This is a genomic window from Pantoea sp. XY16 (genome assembly GCF_025153065.1).
In the GTDB taxonomy this organism is placed as follows: Bacteria; Pseudomonadota; Gammaproteobacteria; order Enterobacterales; family Enterobacteriaceae; genus Pantoea; species Pantoea alfalfae.
The window spans coordinates 189,311-211,261 of record NZ_JANZNP010000009.1 but is presented as its reverse complement, the minus strand read 5'-3'; the positions used below and the strand labels follow the sequence as shown (position 1 = coordinate 211,261).

Here is a 21,951-nt window from a genome sequence, read left to right as displayed (position 1 = left end):
GCCTGCACAGATCAAAATGATCTTCCGCAGGCCGCAAATAGGTTCTGTGGCGCCGGGCTTCCCTGCTTAACATTTTTATTATGAAAGCCGGTCAGTTTTGGGATGGCGGTTAGTCGTCTTTGCCGACCTTGCGCTCGATGGCTTTTAAGCGTTTGCTCATATCATCGATGTTCATCACCAGCGCTGCAGTTTTGCGCCAGGTTTTGTTGGGTTGCAGCGGAATGCCTGACGAATAGACACCAGGCTCTGTGATAGGACGCATGACCATACCCATACCGGTCACCGTTACTTTGTCACAGATTTCCATATGGCCGTTAATGACGCTGGCACCGCCAATCATACAGTAACGTCCAATCTTCAGACTACCCGCCATGATCACACCGCCTGCAACCGCAGTATTGTCGCCAATAACTACGTTGTGAGCGATCTGGCACTGGTTGTCTATGATAACACCATTGCCGATCAGAGTGTTATCAAGCGCACCGCGATCGATGGTAGTGCAGGCACCTATTTCGACGCGATCACCGATAATTACCGCGCCTAACTGCGGGATTTTCACCCAGTTACCGCGATCATTGGCGTAGCCAAAACCATCAGAACCGATGACGGTACCAGACTGAATCAGACAATCCTGGCCGATTTCGATCTCGTGATAAACCGAGACGTTGGCCCAGAGGCGGGTTCCGCTGCCGATACGGGTTTTTTTGCCAACAAAGCATCCCGCACCAATGACCACGTTATCACCCAGCTCAACGTCCGCTTCGATCACCGCATTGGCACCAATGGCAACGTTATTGCCAAGTCGGGCTGAGGGATCGATTACCGCGCTTGGGGCGATATTCTGCGCTGGCTGTGGGGTGGTATCGAGTATCTGTGCCATACGCGCATAGGTCAGGTAGGGGTTTTTGACTACCAGGGCTGCGGTTTTGCACCACTCCAGATCCGCTTCCGTCAGCACCACGGCTGAGGCCTTTATCAGGGCGAGTTGCTCGCGGTAACGGCTGTTTGCAAGAAAAGTGATTTGGCCAGTTGTGGCGGATTGCATAGAAGCAATGCCGGAGATGACGATATCGCCATCTCCGTGCAATTCTGCATCCAACTGCTGGGCTAAATCAGCCAGTCGAATAGATGACATGAATTATTTAACCTGTTTCAGCACGTCAGCAGTGATGTCTTTTGCGTTTGATGCATAAGCCACCGCGTTAGCGTCGATCACGACGTCATAACCATCGCTGTCAGCGACTTTCTTAACGGCATCCTGAATACGGCTCAGCAGCTTGTTACGCTCTTCCATCTGACGACGGCGATTATCCTGCTCAAAAGCCTGCGCTTTTGAAGAGAAGGCTTCACGCTGAGACATGACATCTTTTTCCATACGGCTGCGTTCGCTGGCCTTCATGGTAGAACCGTCACGCTGCAGACGCTGCATTTTGGTCTGCAGATCGCGCTCCTGGCTCTGCAACTCAGTTGCACGGCCTTTGAACTCGTTTTCCAGCTGTTTAGCAACAGTCGCACGTTGCGGTAACTGTTGGAAAATGCTGGACACGTTTACCACTGCAATTTTGTCGGCAGCCTGAACACCAGCGGAGACCGCTAAAGCAAGACCCAGACCTGCGGCACACAACAACTTTTTCACTATAAACTCCTTACCATCAACGTTTGTGTCAGCGACACAGTGTTTGCTCCGGAACAGCAACAGGTGCTGCCCGGCAGCAAGACTTCAGCTATGCATCCATGCTCAGAACATTACCAGGTTTTACCAATGTTAAACTGGAACTGCTCTGACTTGTCTCCATCGACTTTCTTAATCGGCTGGGCGTACGAGAACACCAGCGGACCGAGCGGTGACATCCACTGCAGCGCCACACCGCTTGATACGCGGATATTGTTAGGATCGCTGTAGTCGGGAATGTCCGCTGCGCGCGTTTGATCCGTATTTTCCCAATGGGTATCCCACGCGGTACCGGCATCGACAAACACCGAGGTACGCACCGAGTTAGCATACTTTTCGCTCAGGAACGGCGTTGGCGTAATCAGCTCAAGACTGGCAATCGCCATGGCGTTACCGCCCACCGCATCGTCAGACTTACAGACGCCATTCGGATCGGCAATTCGGCAGTTCGACGAGTTGTTATTGTAGTAAGCCGCTTTCGGTCCAATGGTGTTGGACTGGAAGCCACGCACGGTGCTCGAACCACCGGCGTAGAAGTTCTCATAGAACGGCATCTCTTTGCCGTCGAGTCCATCGCCATAACCGACACGACCACGGCCCAGCAGCACCCAGGTACGATCCTGGTTAATCGGCACATACTGCTGAGTGTCCAGCGTGGCCTTATAGAAGCTGTTATCTGAGCCTGGAATCGTTACCTTACCATTCAGGTTGGTACGGTTACCGGATGTCGGGAAGAAGCCGCGGTCCAGCGTGTTGTAAGTCCAGCCGTAGTTAAAGGTGAAGTCATCGGCTGAGAATTCGCCTTTATCATTAAGCTGTTGCGGCTTGTCGACTGAATCCAGATAACGCCACATCGCAACCTGCGGCTGCATGTTTGACAGGTCGTTGTGGACATAGCCAAGACCGACACGCAAGGTGTTGTTTTCGTTAACCGGGAAGCCAAGCGTGCCATCCAGACCATAACTTTTGTTGGTATAGTCAGAAAGGTCCGCATTGTCCGCTTTGAAGTCGTTGTAGAACAGACGACCACCCAGACTCACACCATCAACGGTGAAGTAAGGGTCAGTAAGCGAGAATTCAGCATAGGTCTGATAATCATTTTTGGTCCCGCTGATGCCCACGGTATTACCGGTGCCCAGCCAGTTATCCTGCGTTACCCCGACCTGGAAGCTCACACCACTTTCAGTGCCATAACCGACGCCGAAGTTGAAGGTGCCGGTGTTGCGCTCTTTAACCTTGTAGACCACATCAACCTGGTCCGGCGCACCTGGTACACGCTGCGTATCCACATCAACGGTTTCAAAGTAACCGGTACGGTTCAGACGCTCTTTACCCTGTTCAACCAGATCGCTGCCCAGCCATGCACCTTCCATCTGACGCATTTCGCGACGTAACACCGAATCTTTTGACGTGTCATTGCCTTCGAAACGGACGTTACGCACGTAGTAACGATTGCCCGCATCCACGTTGATATGCAGTTTGACGGTTTTATCGGTGTCATTGATTTCAGGCTGTGTGGCTACGCGCGGATAGGCATAGCCATAGCGGCCCAGCAGTTTCTTGATGTCATCTTCCATTTTCGTGACTTTGGCACCGTTATAAAGCTCGCCTGCCGGAATTTTGGTCAGATGTTCAATTTCTGCTGAATGGCCCGCCATGCTGCCATTGACGATTACACCAGCGATTTTGTACTGATCGCCCTCGGTGATATTCACCGTGATGTAGATGCCTTTTTTATCTGGCGTCAGGCTGACCTGGGTCGAATCGATGTTGAAGCGTGCATAACCGCGATCCAGATAGAAGCTGCGCAGGGTTTCGAGGTCGCCCGCCAGTTTCTGCTTCTGGTATTTACGATCGCCCACCACGTTCCACCATGGCACTTCATCGCGCAGCTGGAAGCGGGAGATCAGTTCATCTGAGCTGAAGGCTTTATTACCGACGATGTTGATCTGCTGAATTTTGGCAGAGACACCTTCCGTAAAGACCAGCTTCAGATCAACGCGGTTACGCGGCAGTGGCGTGACCACGGCTTTCACGTTAGCGGTATATTTACCGACGCTGTAATAGAAGTCTTCAAGTCCCTTCTCGATAGAAGAGATAGTAGTACGGTCCAGCGCTTCGCCGACACGGACGCCTGAAGCTTCCAGATTTTGTTTGAGCTGATCCTCTTTCACCGCTTTGTTACCGGTGAAGGTAATGCTGGCAATGGTAGGACGTTCTTTGACCTGGACAATCAGCGTTGTACCGTCTCGCAGGACCTGAACATCCTCAAAGTTGCCAGTAGCGAACAGCGAGCGAATGGTATTTCTGACATCATCGTCATTCACCGTATCGCCAACCCGTACTGGCATGCTCAGCAGAGCCGCGCCGACGGCGACTCGCTGCAGCCCTTCGAAATGAATATCCTTCACCACGAAATCGTCTGCACCGTAAACGGTGGCGCTGCTAAACAGCAGCGACGCTATGAGCAACTTTTTCATCGCCATCGTTGTTATGCGTTTTCCTAACACATCCCTCGAATGTTCGCGTTCCAGCGGTTACAAACGTGAGAAATCATTGAAAAGTGCAAGCCCCATTAACAGCACCAGCAAAATTGAGCCGATGCGATAACTAAAGTCCTGAACTCGCTCGGACACCGGTCCACCTTTGATCTTTTCGATCGCCAGGAACAGCAGGTGCCCACCATCTAAAACCGGCAAAGGGAACAGGTTGATAATGCCCAGGTTGACGCTAATCAACGCCAGGAACATCAGGTAATAAATCAACCCATATTCTGCTGACAACCCTGCACCCTGCGCAATCGAGATTGGCCCGCTCAGATTGTTCAGCTTCACATCACCGGTTATTAACTTGCCCAGCATGGAAACGGTGAGCTTCATCAGCTGCCAGGTTTTTACACTGGCCTCACCGATAGCCGCAAACGCGCCATACTGCCTTACCGTCTTGTACTCTTCGGGCAGCGGAACAATGCGCGGAATCACACCCGCAAAGCCCGCTGTCGTGCCAGCTTTCGCTTCTGGCGTCATCGTCAGCGCAATTGACTCACCGCCGCGATCCACCTCAAGCGTCATGCTTTTGCCGGGATTGTCCCGGACCTGGGTCACAAATGTCTGCCACTGCGATAATGGCTGACCATCGACTTTAACGATCCTGTCGCCTGCTTGCAAACCGGCTTCACTGGCTGGCGAATTCGCCTGTACTTCTGCCAGTGTGGTCTCAATTTGCGGACCGCGAGGCTGAATGCCTAATGCGACGACCGGATCCTGCTTATCAGGCTCAAACTGCCAGTTACGCAAATCCAGCTGCTTCTGCTGAGTCGCATCCTCGCCAAATCGTGCCACCGTTAACGTGGTGCTGCTGTCGCCGATTTTACCCACCAGCGCCATACGCACAGCATCCCAGTCAGGCGTTTCGATACCGTCAACGGCCTTAAGTTCCATGCCGGGCGCAATTTGCGCTTCCGCAGCCACCGAACCGTTTAAAATTTCACCGATCACCGGGCGCACACCCGGCACGCCGTGAATAAACACAACCCAGTAAGCAAAGATGGCAAAGAGGAAGTTAGCGACAGGACCTGCCGCGATGATGGAGGCGCGTTGCCAGACAGCTTTATTATTAAAAGCCTGATGACGCAGCTCGGCTGGTACGCTTTCGACACGTTCGTCGAGCATTTTAACGTAGCCACCAAGGGGAATCAGCGCGATGACAAATTCCGTGCCGTGGCGGTCACGGCGCTGCCAGAGCGACTTACCAAACCCAATGGAAAAGCGCTCAACTTTGACGCCACAGCGACGAGCGACCCAGAAATGGCCAAACTCATGAACGGTAATCAACACGCCCAGCGCAACGATAAAGGCGAAGAAACTCCAGATTATGCTCAACATCTTTGCCTGTCCTTAAAGGGTGCGGAACACCAGCAGCAATAAACAGGCAAACACCGGCACCGCCGCAGTCAGACTATCAATACGATCAAGAATGCCGCCGTGACCAGGAATCAGATTACCACTGTCTTTGATGCCCGCTTCACGTTTAAACATGCTCTCAGTGAGGTCGCCCAGCACGGAGGCCAGCGTCGCGATAATCGCGCAAATCACCAGCGTACCGGTGGAAACCGTCAGTGGCGCCAGCGTCGCAAACAGCACTGCAATCAGCGCCGAGGTGACCAGACCGCCCAGGAAGCCTTCCCAGGTTTTGCCAGGTGAGACCTTTGGCGCCAGCTTGTGCTTGCCGAACATCTTGCCAAACATATAGGCACCTGAATCCGCTCCCCACACCAGCAGCAACACAAACAGCAGCCACCAGGCACCGGCGAAGTGGTCGGTGTCATAGTGATACTGGCGCAGCGCCACCATGCCCCAGAAAAACGGGACCAGCGTTAATACGCCAAACAGTAAGCGAAGGGGACGCGAATGGCGCCAGAAGGCCGCAGAAGCGGGATAGGAGAGCACCAGCAGCAGTGCAGCGCCCCACCACACCAGCGACGCCCAAAGCGATGTCGCGATCTGTGGCAGATGCACCGTATGTTGATAAGGTGGCAGCGTAAACTGCATCAGCGCCAGCAGCAGACCACAAAGTACAGCCAGCCAGACGCGCTGTTGCCGTGATGCCATGCCTGCAAACTGACCCCATTCCCAGGCGGCCAGCATACAGATAACGATGGTAGTGAGAGCAAAGCCCACAGGTGGTAACCAGAACAGTGCAGCGATTACCAGCGGAATTAATATCAACGCGGTAATCAGACGAGACTTCAGCAAAGGTTACCCCCAGATTGCTCAGGCGCCGCCTGGTGCAGCGCCGCCAAAACGACGCTCCCGCAGAGAGAATGCATTCAGTGCACCTTCAAAAACGTGTTCATCGAAATCCGGCCAGAGCACATCGGTAAAATAGAATTCAGCATAGGCAATCTGCCACAGCAGGAAGTTGCTAATCCGATGCTCTCCCCCGGTCCTTATCACTAAATCCACTGGCGCCAGCTCCTGCATACAGAGCTGCGACGTCAGGCTCTCTTCGGTAATCTGGTCAGGACGCAGTAATCCTTCCTGCACCTGCTCAGCCAGTTTTTTCACGCCTTCGATAATATCCCAACGGCCGCCATAGTTGGCAGCAATGTTGAGCGTCAGGCCACTATTATTTGCGGTCAGCGTCTCAGAACGGCGAATACGTTCCTGAATACGCGGGCTGAAACGGCTGGTATCGCCAATGACGCGTAAGCGAACATTGTGTTTGTGCAGGCTTTTAACTTCGCTGTCGAGCGCCCAGACAAACAGTTCCATTAACGCGGTGACTTCCTGTGCCGGACGGCTCCAGTTTTCACTGCTGAAGGCGTAAAGCGTCAGGGCTTCAAGATTGTTGCTGACCGCAAAGCTGACGGCACGGCGCACCGATTTAACGCCCGCTTTGTGGCCTGAAATGCGCAATTTTCCCTGATTTTTGGCCCAGCGACCGTTGCCATCCATGATGATAGCGACATGGCGCGGACCGTTTCCCTGCTGGTCATCAGTGTTGTTGTGATTGTTAGACGACATAACGCTTAACCAATTCCTTTCATCAGAAATGCTGTGGTTTCTGAATACATTGCGCCCGGTTCAAATCCCGACACGCTTTTGGTGCCGGGCCACACCGAATTCGGTGACAGACCGTGAAACGCGAGCCAGCGACTATACCATTTTCACCTGAAGCGAACAAATGGCCTCATAACGATCGGCTTCACGACGTGAAGCGCGGCAACATTTCTGCCGCCAGCGCGCGCGAGGAGCGATCAATTTCAAGGACAGCGTCCACCGAATCCGGCTCCGGACACACTTGTGCCGCCATCACCGCGCTATTAAGCGCCGCGATGTCGGTGAAGCGGATCTGGTGATTCAGGAAAGCCGCGACGGCAACCTCGTTGGCTGCATTCAGCGTGGTGGTCGCCGCCTGCCCTGCCTCACAGGCATCAATGGCCAGCTTCAGGCAGGGATAGCGACTAAAATCAGGTTCTGCAAAGCTCAGCGCCGACATGCGGGTAAAATCCAGCGGCGTCACGCCTGCTTTGATGCGCGAAGGCCACGCCATGCTATGGGCAATGGGCGTACGCATATCGGGAGAACCTAACTGAGCCAGCACGCTGCCATCGCAGTATCGCACCATGGAGTGAATCACCGACTGTGGGTGAAGGATTACTTCCATCTGCGCTGCGCTGGCATTAAACAACCAACGGGCTTCAATGTACTCAAGACCTTTATTCATCATGGTGGCCGAATCGACGGAGATTTTTCTCCCCATCGACCAGTTCGGATGTGCACAGGCCTGATCTGGCGACATGGCGCTGAGATCTGCTAAATCTGTGTCACGAAAAGGACCACCCGATCCCGTAAGGATAATTGACTCAATGCCATTATCCCGCAGGTCAGCGTAACCTAACTGATGCTGGATGGTAGCCGGTAAACTCTGAAAAATGGCGTTATGCTCGCTGTCGACCGGTAGTAACTGCGCGTTATGATGACGCACCGCCTCCATAAACAAACGGCCGCAGGTGACAAGCGATTCTTTGTTGGCCAGCAGCACCGTTTTACCGGCGCGAATGGCGGCCAGCGTTGGCAGTAAACCTGATGCACCGACAATGGCCGCCATCACCTGATCCACCTCATCCAGCGCAGCCAGCTCACAGGCTGCCTGAACGCCGGAGAGCACTTCAGTATTGACCCTGATTGCTCTCAGTCGCTCACGTAGCGCAGCGGCAGAAGCCTCGTCTGCCATGCAGGCGTAGCGTGGCGTAAAGGCCGCACACTGTTCGGCCATCAGCGCCACGTTATGGCCGGCAACCAGCGCCGTAATCTGATAAAGCTCTGGGTTGGCGCGAACCACCGCCAGCGTACTGGTGCCGATCGAGCCGGTGGATCCCAGCAGAGTTAATCGCTTCATGAGGCTATCCGTGTGAAGTCAGCGTGCCCGCAGGCACAATGTAAAACGCCGCCAGATGTCGCATTCATATGAATACCTCTCTGTACGGCGTTTTGTCCGGCAGTGATGGAATCAGAAATCCATCAACTCCGTCTCTTTTTCTGACAGTGCAGCATCAACTTTCTTGATATACGCATCGGTCATTTTTTGCACTTCGTCCTGCGCACGACGTTCGTCGTCTTCACTGATTTCTTTATCTTTCAGCAGCGCTTTGATTTTATCGTTGGCATCGCGACGGACGTTACGTACCGACACACGGCCCTGCTCGGCTTCGCCGCGCACGATTTTAATCAGATCTTTACGACGCTCTTCTGTCAGCGCTGGCAGCGGAACACGGATGTCAGTACCGGCTGAACTTGGGTTCAGACCGAGATCAGACTTCATGATCGCTTTTTCGACTGCCGGACTCAGTGAACGATCGAACACGTTGATTTTCAGCGTGCGTGAATCTTCCACAGTGACAGAAGCCAGCTGACGCAGTGGCGTCGGCGTGCCGTAATATTCGACGACGATGCCGTCGAGCAGCGTAGGTGACGCACGACCGGTGCGCACTTTGCTGATGGTCGTTTTGAATGCTTCAACGCATTTTTCCATGCGCGTGTCAGCATCTTTTTTGATGTCGTTAATCACGTTGAAACCCTTGGATTCGGTTTGACCTGGCCAGTTCCGGCATAACCGGAAGCGGGATCGATAATCATCGATAATCCTGACTGGTGCGCGATGCATTCTCATCGCGCTGACAGAATATACCTTATTTTATCTCGCCTCGGGTATTAATGCGTAATCAGGGTACCTTCTTTTTCACCCATCACTACGCGACGCAGTGCGCCAGGTTTATTCATGTTGAAAACACGGATAGGTAATTTGTGGTCACGCGCCAGGGTAAAGGCCGCCAGATCCATCACTTTCAGCTCTTTATCCAGGACTTCGGCATAGGTCAGTTGATCATACAGTGTCGCATCCGGGCTTTTCACCGGATCGGCAGAGTAGACGCCGTCAACTTTGGTCGCCTTCAGTACCACGTCCGCTTCAATCTCAATGCCGCGCAGACACGCCGCAGAGTCGGTGGTAAAGAATGGGTTGCCGGTACCGGCGGAGAAGATGACGACGCGGTTGTTACGCAGCAGGCTGATCGCTTCTGCCCAGCTGTAGTTGTCACAGACGCCATTCAGTGGAATCGCTGACATCAGGCGTGCATTCACATAGGCGCGGTGCAGTGCATCACGCATCGCCAGGCCGTTCATCACGGTCGCCAGCATACCCATGTGGTCACCTACGACACGGTTCATCCCTGCCTGCTGCAGGCTCGCGCCGCGGAACAGGTTCCCTCCGCCAATTACCACGCCAACCTGGATGCCCAGCTCAACCAGCTCTTTTACCTCTTGTGCCATGCGGTCAAGCACACTCGCGTCGATACCAAAACCTTCAGCGCCTTGCAGAGCTTCGCCGCTGAGTTTAAGCAGGATACGTTGATAAACAGGTTTTGCGTTGGTCGCCATGGTCAGTTCTTCCTGGAAGATTGGGTGTAAAGGAGAAGTAAATTCTGATCGATCATCCGCTTACCGCAAAGAAAATGCTATTGGGATGAAACTGAAAACGTGTCTGTTGCGATTCACAGACAAAAAAGAACCGCCATCTGGCGGTTCTTTCAGAGCATTAAGACTGTTTGGACATTGCTGCAACTTCTGCAGCGAAGTCAGACTCAACTTTCTCGATGCCTTCGCCCACTTCGAAGCGGATGAAGTTGATGACGTCAGCGCCCTGCTCTTTCAGAGCCTGGCCAACGGTTTTGCTTGGGTCGATAACGAAAGCCTGCCCCGTCAGAGAGACTTCACCGGTGAATTTCTTCATACGGCCTTCAACCATCTTCTCTGCGATCTCTTTTGGCTTGCCAGACTGCATCGCGATGTCCAGCTGAACCTGGTACTCTTTATCAACCACGTCAGCAGAAACGTCTTCTGGCTTAACGAATTCAGGCTTGCTCGCTGCAACGTGCATCGCGATCTGTTTGATCAGATCTTCGTTAGCGCCTTTCGCTGAAACCAGAACGCCGATACGCGCGCCGTGCAGGTAGCTGCCCAGCTCTGCGCCTTCCAGGATTGCAACGCGACGGATGTTGATGTTCTCACCGATTTTCGCAACCAGTGCAACGCGCTCTTCTTCGAACTGCGCTTTCAGGACTTCAACGTCAGTGACGCGATCAGCGGCAGCCGCATCCAGAACTTTGTCTGCGAACGCCTGGAAACCGCCATCTTTTGCTACGAAGTCAGTCTGGCAGTTCACTTCCAGAATCACGCCGTAGTCGCCAACGATTTTGGTTTTGATTACGCCATCAGCAGCAACGTTGCCTGCTTTTTTCGCTGCTTTGATTGCGCCAGACTTACGCATGTTCTCAATCGCCAGCTCAATGTCGCCGTTCGCTTCAGTCAGCGCTTTTTTGCAATCCATCATGCCAGCGCCAGTACGCTCGCGCAGTTCTTTTACCAATGCAGCGGTAATGTCAGCCATTCCAGAATCCTCGGTTCGTGCCTGTGTACATAGGTACCTGCAGACACTTATTTGCGGAAAATTTACTCTGTCCCGCCGTCCGGTTGGGGGCGTAACAGACTGAGATAAATAAAGGGGCCACTATAGGCCCCTTACAGATCACATCTGAATGCTAAGGGCTCTTATGCAGAGCAAACCTTAATTAAGCGTTTTCTAAAGACGCTTCTTCAGCTTGCTCAGCCAGGTCCTGAGAGCGGCCTTCGCGAACGGTGGTCGCAACGGCAGTCAGGTACAGGTTTACAGCACGGATCGCATCGTCGTTACCTGGGATAACGAAATCAACGCCATCTGGATCTGAGTTGGTATCAACGATAGCAAATACCGGGATACCCAGGTTGTTTGCTTCTTTGATTGCGATATGTTCGTGGTCAGCATCAACAACAAACAGCGCGTCTGGCAGACCGCCCATGTCTTTGATACCGCCCAGGCTGTTTTCCAGCTTGGCCAGCTCACGCGCACGCATCAGCGCTTCTTTTTTGGTCAGTTTGTCGAAAGTACCATCCTGAGACTGAGTCTCCAGATCTTTCAGACGTTTGATTGACTGACGCACGGTTTTCCAGTTAGTCAGCATGCCACCTAACCAGCGGTGGTTTACGAAGAACTGGTCGCAGCTCAGTGCAGACTCTTTTACCGCTTCAGCAGCAGCGCGCTTAGTACCTACGATCAGGATCTTACCTTTACGGGAAGCGATCTTGTTCAGTTCAGCCAGAGCTTCGTTGAACATAGGAACCGTTTTTTCCAGGTTGATGATGTGAACCTTGTTACGAGCACCAAAGATGAATGGCTTCATTTTTGGGTTCCAGTAACGGGTCTGGTGACCGAAGTGAACACCAGCCTGGAGCATGTCGCGCATGGAAACAGTTGCCATGATAAAACCTCTAAAGTTTGATTGGGGTTGGGCCTCCATGTATCCCATACGACCGACCTCTTTCAAGGCACCCCGGCGTATGTGTCGATACATGTGTGTTTTAGTACACATAATGAGAGTTATGCGTTTCCTGCTGACCGAAACGGCCATACAGAGAATCGTCGGCGCGCTTTATACCACAACCAGCCCAGTGACGCCAATAAATGATCGCTGACAGAGGCCAGCGCGTTCTCTATTTGGCAGCCCATTTGCTGGCTGCTAACATGGCAGCACAGAACTTATTATTGTCGAAAACTTCGACAACTGCGGATTAATTTAATGGCAATTTCAATTAAAACCCCTGAAGAAATCGAAAAAATGCGCGTCGCGGGCCGAATGGCCGCTGAAGTGCTGGAGATGATCGAACCTTACGTGAAACCGGGTGTGACCACCGGTGAGCTGGACCGCATCTGCCACGAGCATATTACCCAAAAGCAACAGGCAATCTCTGCCTGCCTCGGCTATCACGGCTTTCCAAAGTCGGTCTGCATCTCCGTTAACGAAGTGGTGTGCCACGGCATTCCCAGCGATGATCGCCCGTTAAAAAATGGCGATATCGTCAATATTGATGTCACCGTGATTAAAGATGAGTACCACGGCGACACCTCAAAGATGTTTATCGTCGGTAAGCCGACCATTCAGGGTGAACGCCTGTGCCGCGTCACGCAGGAGAGCCTCTATCTTTCCCTGCGTCTGATTAAGCCTGGCATTCGTCTGCGCGAGCTGGGCCGGGCTATCCAGAAGTATGTGGAAGCGAACGACTTCTCTGTCGTGCGTGAATATTGCGGTCATGGCATCGGCAAAGGCTTCCACGAAGAGCCGCAGGTGCTGCATTACGATGCCGATGATAGCGGCGTGGTACTGCAGACGGGCATGACCTTTACGGTAGAACCGATGGTCAATGCCGGTGATTACCGCATCCGCACAATGAAAGATGGCTGGACGGTAAAAACCAAAGATCGCAGCTTGTCCGCACAGTATGAGCATACTATTGTGGTGACGGAAAACGGCTGTGAGATTTTAACCCTGCGTAAAGATGACACGATCCCTGCCGTGCTCGTTGCTGAAGGGTAATTTTCCTCACACAGATCAAGCCGGCGATGAGCCGGCTTTTTTTTGGCTAAAAAAGAGAAGAGCTGCATGAGTGTGAGTCTGTCAGAAGAGGTAAAAAACGGTCTGGTCGATTCGCCGGCCGAATGGGGTGACGACCAGCTGACCCGCGACATTCTGAAGCCGCGGCTGGAGCAGTTTCAGCAGCATCTGGCTGCCGCATTTGATACCGGTGAAGCCGTTGAGCCGCTGATTGATGCGCGTACCCTGTTTATTGACCGGCTACTACGTCGCCTGTGGCGCTTCTTTGGCTTTGATGCGATGCCCTCTATCGCGCTGGTCGCCGTGGGCGGCTATGGCCGTGCCGAACTGCATCCGCTCTCTGATATTGATGTGCTAATCCTTAGTCGACAGCCGCTGGACGAACAGGCCGCACAGCGCACCAGCGATCTGCTGACGCTGATGTGGGACCTTAGGCTGGAAGTAGGCCATAGCGTCCGCACGCTGGAAGAGTGTCTGCTGGAAGGACTGTCAGACCTTACCGTTGCCACTAACCTGATTGAGTCGCGGATGCTGACCGGAGACGTGGCGCTGTTTCTGGAGCTGCAGAAAAACATCTTCAGTGACGGCTTCTGGCCCTCATCCACCTTCTTTGCCGCCAAAATTGAAGAACAGCAGGAACGCCACACGCGTTACCACGGTACCAGCTATAACCTAGAGCCGGACATCAAGAGTAGTCCGGGTGGTCTGCGCGATATCCATACGCTGCAGTGGGTCGCCCGACGCCATTTTGGTGCCACAACGCTGGATGAGATGGTTGGCTTTGGTTTCCTCACCGACGCGGAGCGCAGCGAACTCAACGAATGCCAGGAATTTCTCTGGCGCATCCGCTTTGCCCTGCACCTCTCCCTGCCACGCTATGATAACCGCCTGCTGTTTGATCGCCAGCTCAGCGTGGCGCAGCGCCTGAATTACCAGGGTGAAGGCAATGAGCCGGTCGAGCGGATGATGAAAGATTTCTATCGCGTCACGCGGCGCATCGGCGAACTGAATCAGATGCTGCTGCAGCTGTTTGATGAGGCGATTCTGGCGCTCTCTACCAGCGAAAAACCGAGGCCTGTCGATGACGATTTCCAGCTGCGTGGCGATTTGATCGACCTGCGTGACGAAACGCTGTTCACCCGCGAACCGCAGGCAATTCTGCGCATGTTCTATGTCATGGTGCGTAACGACAGCATCAAAGGGATCTACTCCACTACCCTGCGTCATCTGCGCCATGCGCGTCGTCATCTTAAACAACCGCTGTGTCAGATTCCGGAAGCGCGACGCACCTTTATGTCGATTCTGCGCCATCCCGGCGCGGTCAGCCGGGCGCTGGTGCCGATGCACCGTCACAGCGTGTTATGGGCTTACACGCCGCTGTGGGGCCATATCGTCGGGCAGATGCAGTTCGATCTGTTCCACGCCTACACCGTGGATGAGCACACTATCCGCGTGCTGCAGAAGCTGGAAAGCTTTGCCAATGAAACCACGCGTCCGCAGCATCCGCTGTGCGTAGAGTTATGGCCGCGTCTGCCGCAGCAGGAGCTGTTGCTGATGGCAGCACTGCTGCACGACATTGCCAAAGGGCGCGGCGGCGATCACTCTATTCTCGGCGCACAGGATGCGCTCGATTTCGCTGAAATGCATGGCCTGAACTCGCGTGAAACGCAGTTGGTGGCCTGGCTGGTTCGCCATCATCTGCTGATGTCGGTGACGGCGCAACGGCGCGATATTCAGGACCCGACGGTGATCCAGCAGTTCGCTGAGATGATGCAGAATGAGAACCGGCTGCGCTATCTGGTTTGCCTGACCGTCGCCGATATCTGCGCCACCAACGAAAGCCTGTGGAACAGCTGGAAGCAGAGCCTGCTGCGCGAGCTGTTTTTCGCCACCGAGAAGCAGTTGCGACGCGGCATGGAAAACAGTCCGGACCTGCGTGAGCGGGTGCGTCACCATCGTCTGCAGGCACTGGCGCTGCTACGGATGGACAATATCGATGAAGAGCGCCTGCACCAGATCTGGAATCGCTGCCGCGCAGATTATTTCCTGCGCCACACGCCTAATCAGATTGCATGGCATGCCCGCCACTTACTGGTTCACGATCTGAAGAAACCGATGGTGCTGGTCAGCCCGCAGGCCACGCGCGGCGGAACCGAAATTTTCATCTGGAGCCCCGATCGTCCGCACCTGTTTGCCGCCGTAGCTGGAGAACTCGACCGCCGCAACCTCAGCGTCCACGACGCGCAGATCTTTACCAGCCGCGACGGCATGGCCATGGACACCTTTATTGTGCTGGAACCGGATGGCAGCCCACTGTCGCCGGATCGCCATCCGATGATCATTCAGGCGCTGGAGCAGGCGATCACCCAGTCTGACTGGGTGCCGCCGCGTACCCGCCGTCCGTCAGCCAAACTCCGGCATTTCAGCGTGGATACAGAGGTCAATTTCCTGCCGACGCATACCGATCGTCGCAGCTACCTGGAGCTGGTGGCGCTGGATCAGCCTGGTCTGCTGGCGCGAGTCGGTGAAGTCTTTGCCGATCTCGGTGTGTCGCTGCACGGCGCACGCATCAGCACCATCGGCGAGCGGGTCGAAGATTTGTTTATTCTGGCCAACAGTGAACGTCAGGCGCTGGATGAAGAAATGCGTAAAGCGTTGCAACAACGGTTGACAGAGGCCCTTAATCCAAACGATAAAGTGTGACCAGACTCGATTTGTAAACATTAATCTCTTTACTTGTGTCGGGTTATTGCCCGGCATCGCACATGACAGATCAGGAAAAAAATATGCAACAGTTACAGAGCGTTATTGAATCCGCCTTCGAACGTCGCGCTGACATCACACCTGCCAGCGTTGACAGCGAAACCCGTGATGCCATCAACCAGGTGATCTCTCTGCTGGACAGCGGTGAGCTGCGCGTTGCTGAGAAGATCGACGGCGAGTGGGTAACGCATCAGTGGCTGAAGAAAGCAGTGCTGCTCTCTTTCCGCATCAATGACAATCAGGTAATGGAAGGTGCAGAAACCCGCTTTTACGACAAAGTGCCGATGAAGTTTGCCGGCTGGGATGAAACGCGTTTCAAAGCCGCAGGCTTCCGCGTCGTGCCGCCTGCGGCTGTGCGTCAGGGTGCCTATATCGCCCGCAACACGGTGCTGATGCCTTCTTACGTCAACATTGGCGCCTTCGTGGATGAAGGCACCATGGTAGACACCTGGGCGACTGTTGGCTCCTGTGCACAAATTGGTAAAAACGTTCACCTTTCTGGCGGCGTGGGTATCGGTGGCGTGCTGGAACCGCTGCAGGCCAACCCGACCATTATCGAAGACAACTGCTTCATTGGCGCACGCTCTGAAATCGTTGAAGGCGTGATTGTTGAAGAAGGCTCAGTGATCTCAATGGGCGTTTACATCGGTCAGAGTACTAAAATTTATGACCGCGAAACAGGCAAAGTACATTATGGTCGTGTGCCTGCTGGTTCCGTCGTAGTTTCAGGTAACCTGCCGTCCAAAGATGGCAGCTACAGCCTCTACTGTGCTGTGATCGTGAAGAAAGTGGATGCGAAAACGCTGGGAAAAACCGGTATCAACGAACTGCTGCGCACCATCGACTGATTGAACTGACGGGCTGGAAACCAGCCCGTCATCTTTTCTTTACACTCATTACCCAATAACATGCTTCGCGCCGCGAATTAACTGGTGCGTTTAGTTTTTATCCAGGTCATAATCCGCGCCAGTTAAATCCTGTCGCGCAATGTTCATCCCGCTTATTTATGTCTACAGTTGACGGACGTCATGAACAAGTCTGCGCGCTTCTCACTTTTGATGGAAACAACGCTATGTATGACAATCTGAAAAGCTTAGGTATCAGTAACCCGGACGACATTGACCGCTACAGCCTGCGTCAGGAAGCCAATAACGACATTCTGAAGATCTACTTCCGTAAAGATAAAGGCGAGTTTTTCGCGAAGAGCGTTAAATTCAAATATCCGCGCCAGCGCAAAACTGTCGTTGCCGATCACGCGACTCAGGGCTACAAAGAAGTTCAGGAAATCAGCCCGAATCTGCGTTATGTCATCGATGAACTGGACCAGATTTGCCAGCGCGATCAGGTTGAAGTGGATCTGAAACGCAAAATTCTGGATGACCTGCGTCATCTGGAAAGCGTGGTCGCCCACAAGATCTCAGAAATTGAATCGGACCTCGAAAAATTAACCCGTAACAGCCGTTAATGTCCTGTCTGACAAGAGAGGCCAGCTTTGCTGGCCTTTTTTATGCCGCAAATCTTCTCCCTACCCCTGCTCATCCAGTTGCAAAGCCACATAGAGCAGTAGCCTGTCGTCAAAATGACCCAGATTCAGTCCGGTCAGCTCAGAAATCCGGTTCAGGCGGTACTCCAGCGTATTACGATGAATGAACAGCGCACGTGCGGTAGCGCTCGGCTGGACGTTATGGGTGAACCAGGCGATTAACGTGCGGCGCAGCAAACCGTTGTTATCCATGCTCTTGAGCTTCGCCAGCGGCCGGGCCAGCTCATTGGCCTGCCAGCCGCCGCGCAGGCTGTCGAGCAGCACCGGCAGCACCAGATCCTGATAAAAATAGCTGCGTACTTCAGGCATACGCTGCTTGCCCACCATCATGGTGGTGCGCGCCGTCCGATAAGAACGTGCAATGCTGCCCGGCCCGGTAAAGAAGTTACCCAGCGCGATACGCATCCGAAGATGACCACTCTCTTTCATCCGCTGCAGCAGCTGCTCGACGCGGCGGCGATGATCATCCTGATCGTAACGTCCATGCCCGTTCAGGGCCGGTTTCAGCACCACCATTTCGGTCAGTGACACAATAGCGATCAGATTATCGCGCTCCGGTGTGGTCAGCAGCGTTTGCAACTGCTGTAGCTCTGACATCGCGCTGTCGACGCCAAGCTGACCGCTATCCACCTCCAGAACGGCCACCACACGCGGTTGATTGAGATCGATGCCAAGCCGCTGAGCCCATTCGGTCAGCTGTGGCGACAGGGTATCGCTGCGGATGAGATTCAGCACCAGCTCTTCACGCAGACGGCTGTCCTGTGCCAGCATATGCAGAAGCCGTGCCTGCTCCAGCATCATCTCTGCGGTCATGCAGACCAGCTCGCCATAATGCCGCAATGCCAGCGGCTCGCCGGTCAGGCCAATCACCCCGACAATGTCACCATCAATGCGCAGCGGCAGGTTAATGCCGGGCCGTACGCCATGAAGGTGTTTAGCCACGGCTTCATCGATGTCGACTACGCGGCCCTGCGAAAGCACCAGTAGCGCACCTTCGTGCAACTCCCCAATGCGTTCCCGGTCACCGCTGCCGATAATGCGGCCCCGCGCATCCATCACATTGACATTGCTGTCAATAATTTTCATGGTGCGTGCCACGATATCCTGTGCCAGCCGGGCATCAAGGTGATAGGTAGCCATCCATTACTCCTGAAAAAGAGGGGGAGAAACAGAATACGCATGGAAAGCAGGCAGAACATTGTGCATTTGCACAGAGCCAGGCGGTCATTTGCCGAATTTGCGGTGAGCATCACACTCTGCCAGGGCAAATGCCGGGCATAAAAAAGGCGGACCCTGGTCCGCCTCTTCATCAGTGGTCGTTCCGTTACTGCATCAGCAGGTAGATACTGCTGTCGCCGCGCTTCACATTCAGTGCCAGAACAGCTGGTTTGGTATCGAGAACTTTGCGCAGCTCGCCGAGGTTGGTTACTGGCTGCTGGTTAACGCCCTGAATCACATCACCCTTCTTCAGGCCGATACGCGCTGCGGCACTGCCGGCTTTCACATTATCAACGCGAACGCCTTTATCGCCGGTTTCAACATTGCTGAGGTCAGCCCCTTCAATGCCGTTGTAGATGGTGGCGGACTGCACTTTCGCCTGGCTGCTCTGCTGCAACTGAACAGAAACATCGACCGGTTTGCCGTCACGCAGCAGGCCCAGTTTCAGGGTGGTGCCAACCGGCAGTGAACCGACTTCTGCACGCAGTGAAGCAAAGCTGCTCAGCGGTTTGCCATTCATGGAGACAATCACGTCACCCGCTTTGATGCCCGCTTTCGCAGCTGCAGAGTCTGGCAGTACCTGGCTGACAAACGCACCACGCTGTGCGTCGACTTTCATCGCTTTTGCCAGTTCGGAGTTCAGTTCCGTGCCCTGCACACCCAGCTCGCCGCGTTTCACCTGTCCAAACTCAACCATCTGCGCCGTCAGGTTTTTCACCATGTTGCTCGGAATTGCAAAGCCGATACCGATATTGCCGCCATCCGGTGCCAGAATAGCGGTGTTAATCCCAATCAGTTCACCGTTGAGGTTAACCAGCGCACCACCGGAGTTGCCCCGGTTAATCGCCGCATCCGTCTGGATAAAGTTTTCGTAATTTTCTACATTCAGGCCGCTGCGTCCCAGTGCCGAAACGATACCGGAGGTCACGGTTTCACCCAGTCCATACGGGTTACCGATTGCCACGGTGTAGTCACCGACGCGCAGATTGTCGGAGTCAGCAATTTTCACGGCGGTCAGATTTTTGGCTTCCTGTAGCTGAACCAGTGCAATGTCAGAGCTGGGATCTTTACCGATGACTTTTGCATCATAGCGACGGCCGTCGCTGAGCTGCACCTGAATTTTGGTGGCATTATTTACGACGTGGTTATTGGTCACCACATAGCCTTTTTCGGCATTGATGATCACGCCCGATCCCAGCGCACGGAATTTTTCCTGCTGGGTATCAGGGGCAAGTCCGCTACCGTTACCGCCTGCACCGTCACCGTTCTGGCACAGGGGTGAACCCTGGAACGGTGAACCGTCCTGACAGAACGGCGAATTGTCGCCAAAAAATTGCTGAAACTGCTGTGGCATGCGTGGCGTTTTTACTGTGGTAGTGCCCTCAACGCTGATACTGACCACAGACGGCATCACTTTTTCCAGCATGGGAGCCAGGCTTGGCAGTTGCTGGCTTTCGGAAGAGGCCGTTTGCGCAGCAGAAACAGTAACAGGGGCGAGCGCCATGCTCAGGCTCAATGCCAGCGCACTTAACACTAAAGTCTTTTTTTTCATTTTTCGTTTCTCAATAAGATTACTGTTCAGACCATTGCTGTGGTCGAAAGGTGAGATAAATGTTTTAGCGCGAAGTTCCTTTAAAAGTTTAAGCCAAAGGTAAAAATTTATTCGCGCTCTTTACAATCGGCGGCTTATTCTACTGCCATCAGCCGCCGGTACTCATCCCAGGCATAGAGATCGGTCATACCGCTAATATAATCCTGAATAAGCCGGAAGCGATAATAACGCTCCCACAACAGCCGCTGATATTTATGCTCCACAACCAGATTACGCATCTTGTGCAAATAGGCTTTACGGTGTTTCCCGGAGAGCTTATGGAAAAGCCGCGTTTCAATCGGGTGCTGGCGCAGGAAGTCTTCATTCATCAGCGTGGTAAAGGCTTCATAATTAAGGCGCATCAGCGGCTGATAGATCTCCAGCAGCCCTTTAATCACGCGGTAACCCTGCAGTTCCAGCTGCTCAACTTCGGAGTGATTAAACACCTGCTGGCGCGCAACGGTCTTAAACAGTTGCAGTAAACGCCCTTCTTCACCCTCATCTTCCAGCAGTGCATGGTTAAAACTTCCCTCGAATATTGCAGGCAGATTATCAACAAAACGTTTCACCGCGTAACTGACCAGCACGCTCTGAACATGTACGCGTAATGACATAAAAAATTGATCGCTGCGGCTGCGGCGTTTTTTACTGCAGGCTTCCCGCCAGGCTTCGCCAATAGTCCGGCTAAAGGCGTCATTATTTTTCACCGGCCCCCAGGCTTTACTGAGAAATTCAAACAAACTCTCAACATTAAAAATATCTTTTTCTACAGCGTCGTCCAAATCGGCAATACAATAGGAGATATCATCTGCGGCTTCCATTATATAGGTGAGCGGAAATCGGTGGTGTTCTTCCATATTGGTGGCAGCACGCAGGTCGGCAATATAATCCTGCTCAGAGAGATAAAAACCGGGTTTCTTCATTAACACGCTAAATTCGGCGGGCTTTTCACCCTGCCACCAGGCAGGAGCAGTATATTTGAGGATACAGGCGACCTGAGAATAACTGAGATTGAGTTGCAGCAGCGTATGCACCATACGGATAGCCTGCGCGTTGCCCTCAAAATGGCAGAGATCCTGGCGTATCATGGCGTTCAGCTCATCAAAGGCTTTACGCTGCGCATCCCCTTCAACGCCCGCCACCAGCGGATCGACCAGCTCGGCAGCGAGGTTCTCTTCAAACCAGTCGTTAATAGCTGCCTCGCCAAAATGACCAAACGGCGGATTGCCCACGTCATGCAGCAGACACGCCATTTCGATCAGGCTTTCAAATGCGCCTTCAAGCTCATCCAGACCATACTGCGCCAGCCCGCCCTGCATCTTCAGGGTTTGCAGGATCTCTTTGGTGATGTAGCGTCCGGTCTGCTGCACCTCCAGCGAGTGTGTCAGTCGGGAACGGACAGCGGCATTGCGCTCCAGCGGAAAAACCTGCGTTTTCTGTTGCAGTCGCCGGATGGCGGCGGAGTTGATAATCCGTCCACGGTCGCTCTCAAAATGGCGGGTAATATAATATTCGCCTTCCGGATCTTTTCGACTGGTATAAGGGCGCGAGAAGCTGATCTTCTTCCTGAAATTGATCGCCGACATGAATTACCCCTGACTTTTTCGTGAATTAATCCCCTGAATGCCATGGTAGACTATGCCCTAAATTTTGATTCTTTACATTAACGGAACTCA

18 protein-coding genes are annotated in these 21,951 nt (G+C 53.6%); 4 read left to right on the top strand and 14 right to left on the bottom strand.

Going from position 1 to position 21,951, the window contains the following annotated elements:
• Positions 1-109: 109 nt before the first annotated feature.
• The 11 genes from lpxD to rpsB all read right to left on the bottom strand — a co-directional run bounded on the left by lpxD (position 110) and on the right by rpsB (position 12,029).
• A complete protein-coding gene (gene lpxD, locus N1689_RS14275) occupies positions 110-1,135 on the bottom strand; it encodes a UDP-3-O-(3-hydroxymyristoyl)glucosamine N-acyltransferase (protein ID WP_013356846.1) in 1,026 nt (341 codons plus the stop codon).
• Positions 1,136-1,138: 3 nt separating this feature from the next.
• Positions 1,139-1,636 carry a molecular chaperone Skp gene (gene skp, locus N1689_RS14270; RefSeq protein ID WP_003852644.1) on the bottom strand — a complete coding sequence of 166 codons (498 nt, stop codon included), beginning with the start codon at positions 1,634-1,636 and terminating at the stop codon, positions 1,139-1,141.
• A 110-nt stretch (positions 1,637-1,746) separates the two neighbouring features.
• On the bottom strand, positions 1,747-4,158 hold the full coding sequence (bamA, locus tag N1689_RS14265) for an outer membrane protein assembly factor BamA (RefSeq protein ID WP_222924509.1): 2,412 nt from the start codon (positions 4,156-4,158) through the stop codon (positions 1,747-1,749).
• Between the two features lie 51 nt (positions 4,159-4,209).
• Entirely contained in the window at positions 4,210-5,556 is a 1,347-nt protein-coding gene (gene rseP / locus N1689_RS14260; protein ID WP_161735492.1) for a sigma E protease regulator RseP, read from the bottom strand.
• Positions 5,557-5,568: 12 nt separating this feature from the next.
• Positions 5,569-6,426 (bottom strand): phosphatidate cytidylyltransferase, encoded by an 858-nt coding sequence (cdsA, locus tag N1689_RS14255; protein ID WP_161735491.1) that lies wholly within the window; start codon positions 6,424-6,426, stop codon positions 5,569-5,571.
• 18 nt (positions 6,427-6,444) lie between these two features.
• Positions 6,445-7,197: a (2E,6E)-farnesyl-diphosphate-specific ditrans,polycis-undecaprenyl-diphosphate synthase gene (gene ispU, locus N1689_RS14250; protein ID WP_009091989.1), complete on the bottom strand. Its 753-nt coding sequence runs from the start codon at positions 7,195-7,197 to the stop codon at positions 6,445-6,447.
• Positions 7,198-7,378: 181 nt separating this feature from the next.
• Positions 7,379-8,575: a 1-deoxy-D-xylulose-5-phosphate reductoisomerase gene (gene ispC, locus N1689_RS14245; protein ID WP_161735489.1), complete on the bottom strand. Its 1,197-nt coding sequence runs from the start codon at positions 8,573-8,575 to the stop codon at positions 7,379-7,381.
• Positions 8,576-8,686: 111 nt separating this feature from the next.
• Entirely contained in the window at positions 8,687-9,244 is a 558-nt protein-coding gene (frr, locus tag N1689_RS14240; RefSeq protein WP_161735487.1) for a ribosome recycling factor, read from the bottom strand.
• Between the two features lie 143 nt (positions 9,245-9,387).
• On the bottom strand, positions 9,388-10,113 hold the full coding sequence (pyrH, locus tag N1689_RS14235; RefSeq protein WP_013356840.1) for a UMP kinase: 726 nt from the start codon (positions 10,111-10,113) through the stop codon (positions 9,388-9,390).
• Between the two features lie 157 nt (positions 10,114-10,270).
• Positions 10,271-11,122, bottom strand: coding sequence for a translation elongation factor Ts (gene tsf, locus N1689_RS14230; protein ID WP_013356839.1), 852 nt, complete (start codon positions 11,120-11,122; stop codon positions 10,271-10,273).
• Positions 11,123-11,303: 181 nt separating this feature from the next.
• Positions 11,304-12,029 (bottom strand): 30S ribosomal protein S2, encoded by a 726-nt coding sequence (gene rpsB, locus N1689_RS14225; protein WP_031375276.1) that lies wholly within the window; start codon positions 12,027-12,029, stop codon positions 11,304-11,306.
• Positions 12,030-12,347: 318 nt separating this feature from the next.
• Here rpsB and map point away from each other — a divergent pair, with 318 nt between their 5' ends.
• From map to N1689_RS14205, 4 genes are all read left to right on the top strand, one after another.
• Positions 12,348-13,142 (top strand): type I methionyl aminopeptidase, encoded by a 795-nt coding sequence (gene map, locus N1689_RS14220; RefSeq protein ID WP_260059231.1) that lies wholly within the window; start codon positions 12,348-12,350, stop codon positions 13,140-13,142.
• Between the two features lie 66 nt (positions 13,143-13,208).
• Entirely contained in the window at positions 13,209-15,863 is a 2,655-nt protein-coding gene (glnD, locus tag N1689_RS14215) for a bifunctional uridylyltransferase/uridylyl-removing protein GlnD (protein WP_260059230.1), read from the top strand.
• A gap of 83 nt (positions 15,864-15,946) precedes the next feature.
• Entirely contained in the window at positions 15,947-16,771 is an 825-nt protein-coding gene (gene dapD, locus N1689_RS14210) for a 2,3,4,5-tetrahydropyridine-2,6-dicarboxylate N-succinyltransferase (protein ID WP_161735481.1), read from the top strand.
• Positions 16,772-16,995: 224 nt separating this feature from the next.
• Positions 16,996-17,388, top strand: a complete 393-nt coding sequence (locus N1689_RS14205) for a DUF3461 family protein (protein ID WP_033731626.1) — start codon at positions 16,996-16,998, stop codon at positions 17,386-17,388.
• A 60-nt stretch (positions 17,389-17,448) separates the two neighbouring features.
• Here the strand turns inward: N1689_RS14205 and N1689_RS14200 are convergent, their stop codons facing one another.
• From N1689_RS14200 to dgt, 3 genes are all read right to left on the bottom strand, one after another.
• On the bottom strand, positions 17,449-18,606 hold the full coding sequence (locus N1689_RS14200) for a CdaR family transcriptional regulator (RefSeq protein WP_013356833.1): 1,158 nt from the start codon (positions 18,604-18,606) through the stop codon (positions 17,449-17,451).
• A 184-nt stretch (positions 18,607-18,790) separates the two neighbouring features.
• Positions 18,791-20,236 carry a serine endoprotease DegP gene (gene degP, locus N1689_RS14195; RefSeq protein WP_161735480.1) on the bottom strand — a complete coding sequence of 482 codons (1,446 nt, stop codon included), beginning with the start codon at positions 20,234-20,236 and terminating at the stop codon, positions 18,791-18,793.
• A 134-nt stretch (positions 20,237-20,370) separates the two neighbouring features.
• Positions 20,371-21,861, bottom strand: coding sequence for a dGTPase (gene dgt / locus N1689_RS14190; protein ID WP_260059229.1), 1,491 nt, complete (start codon positions 21,859-21,861; stop codon positions 20,371-20,373).
• Positions 21,862-21,951 lie beyond the last annotated feature (90 nt).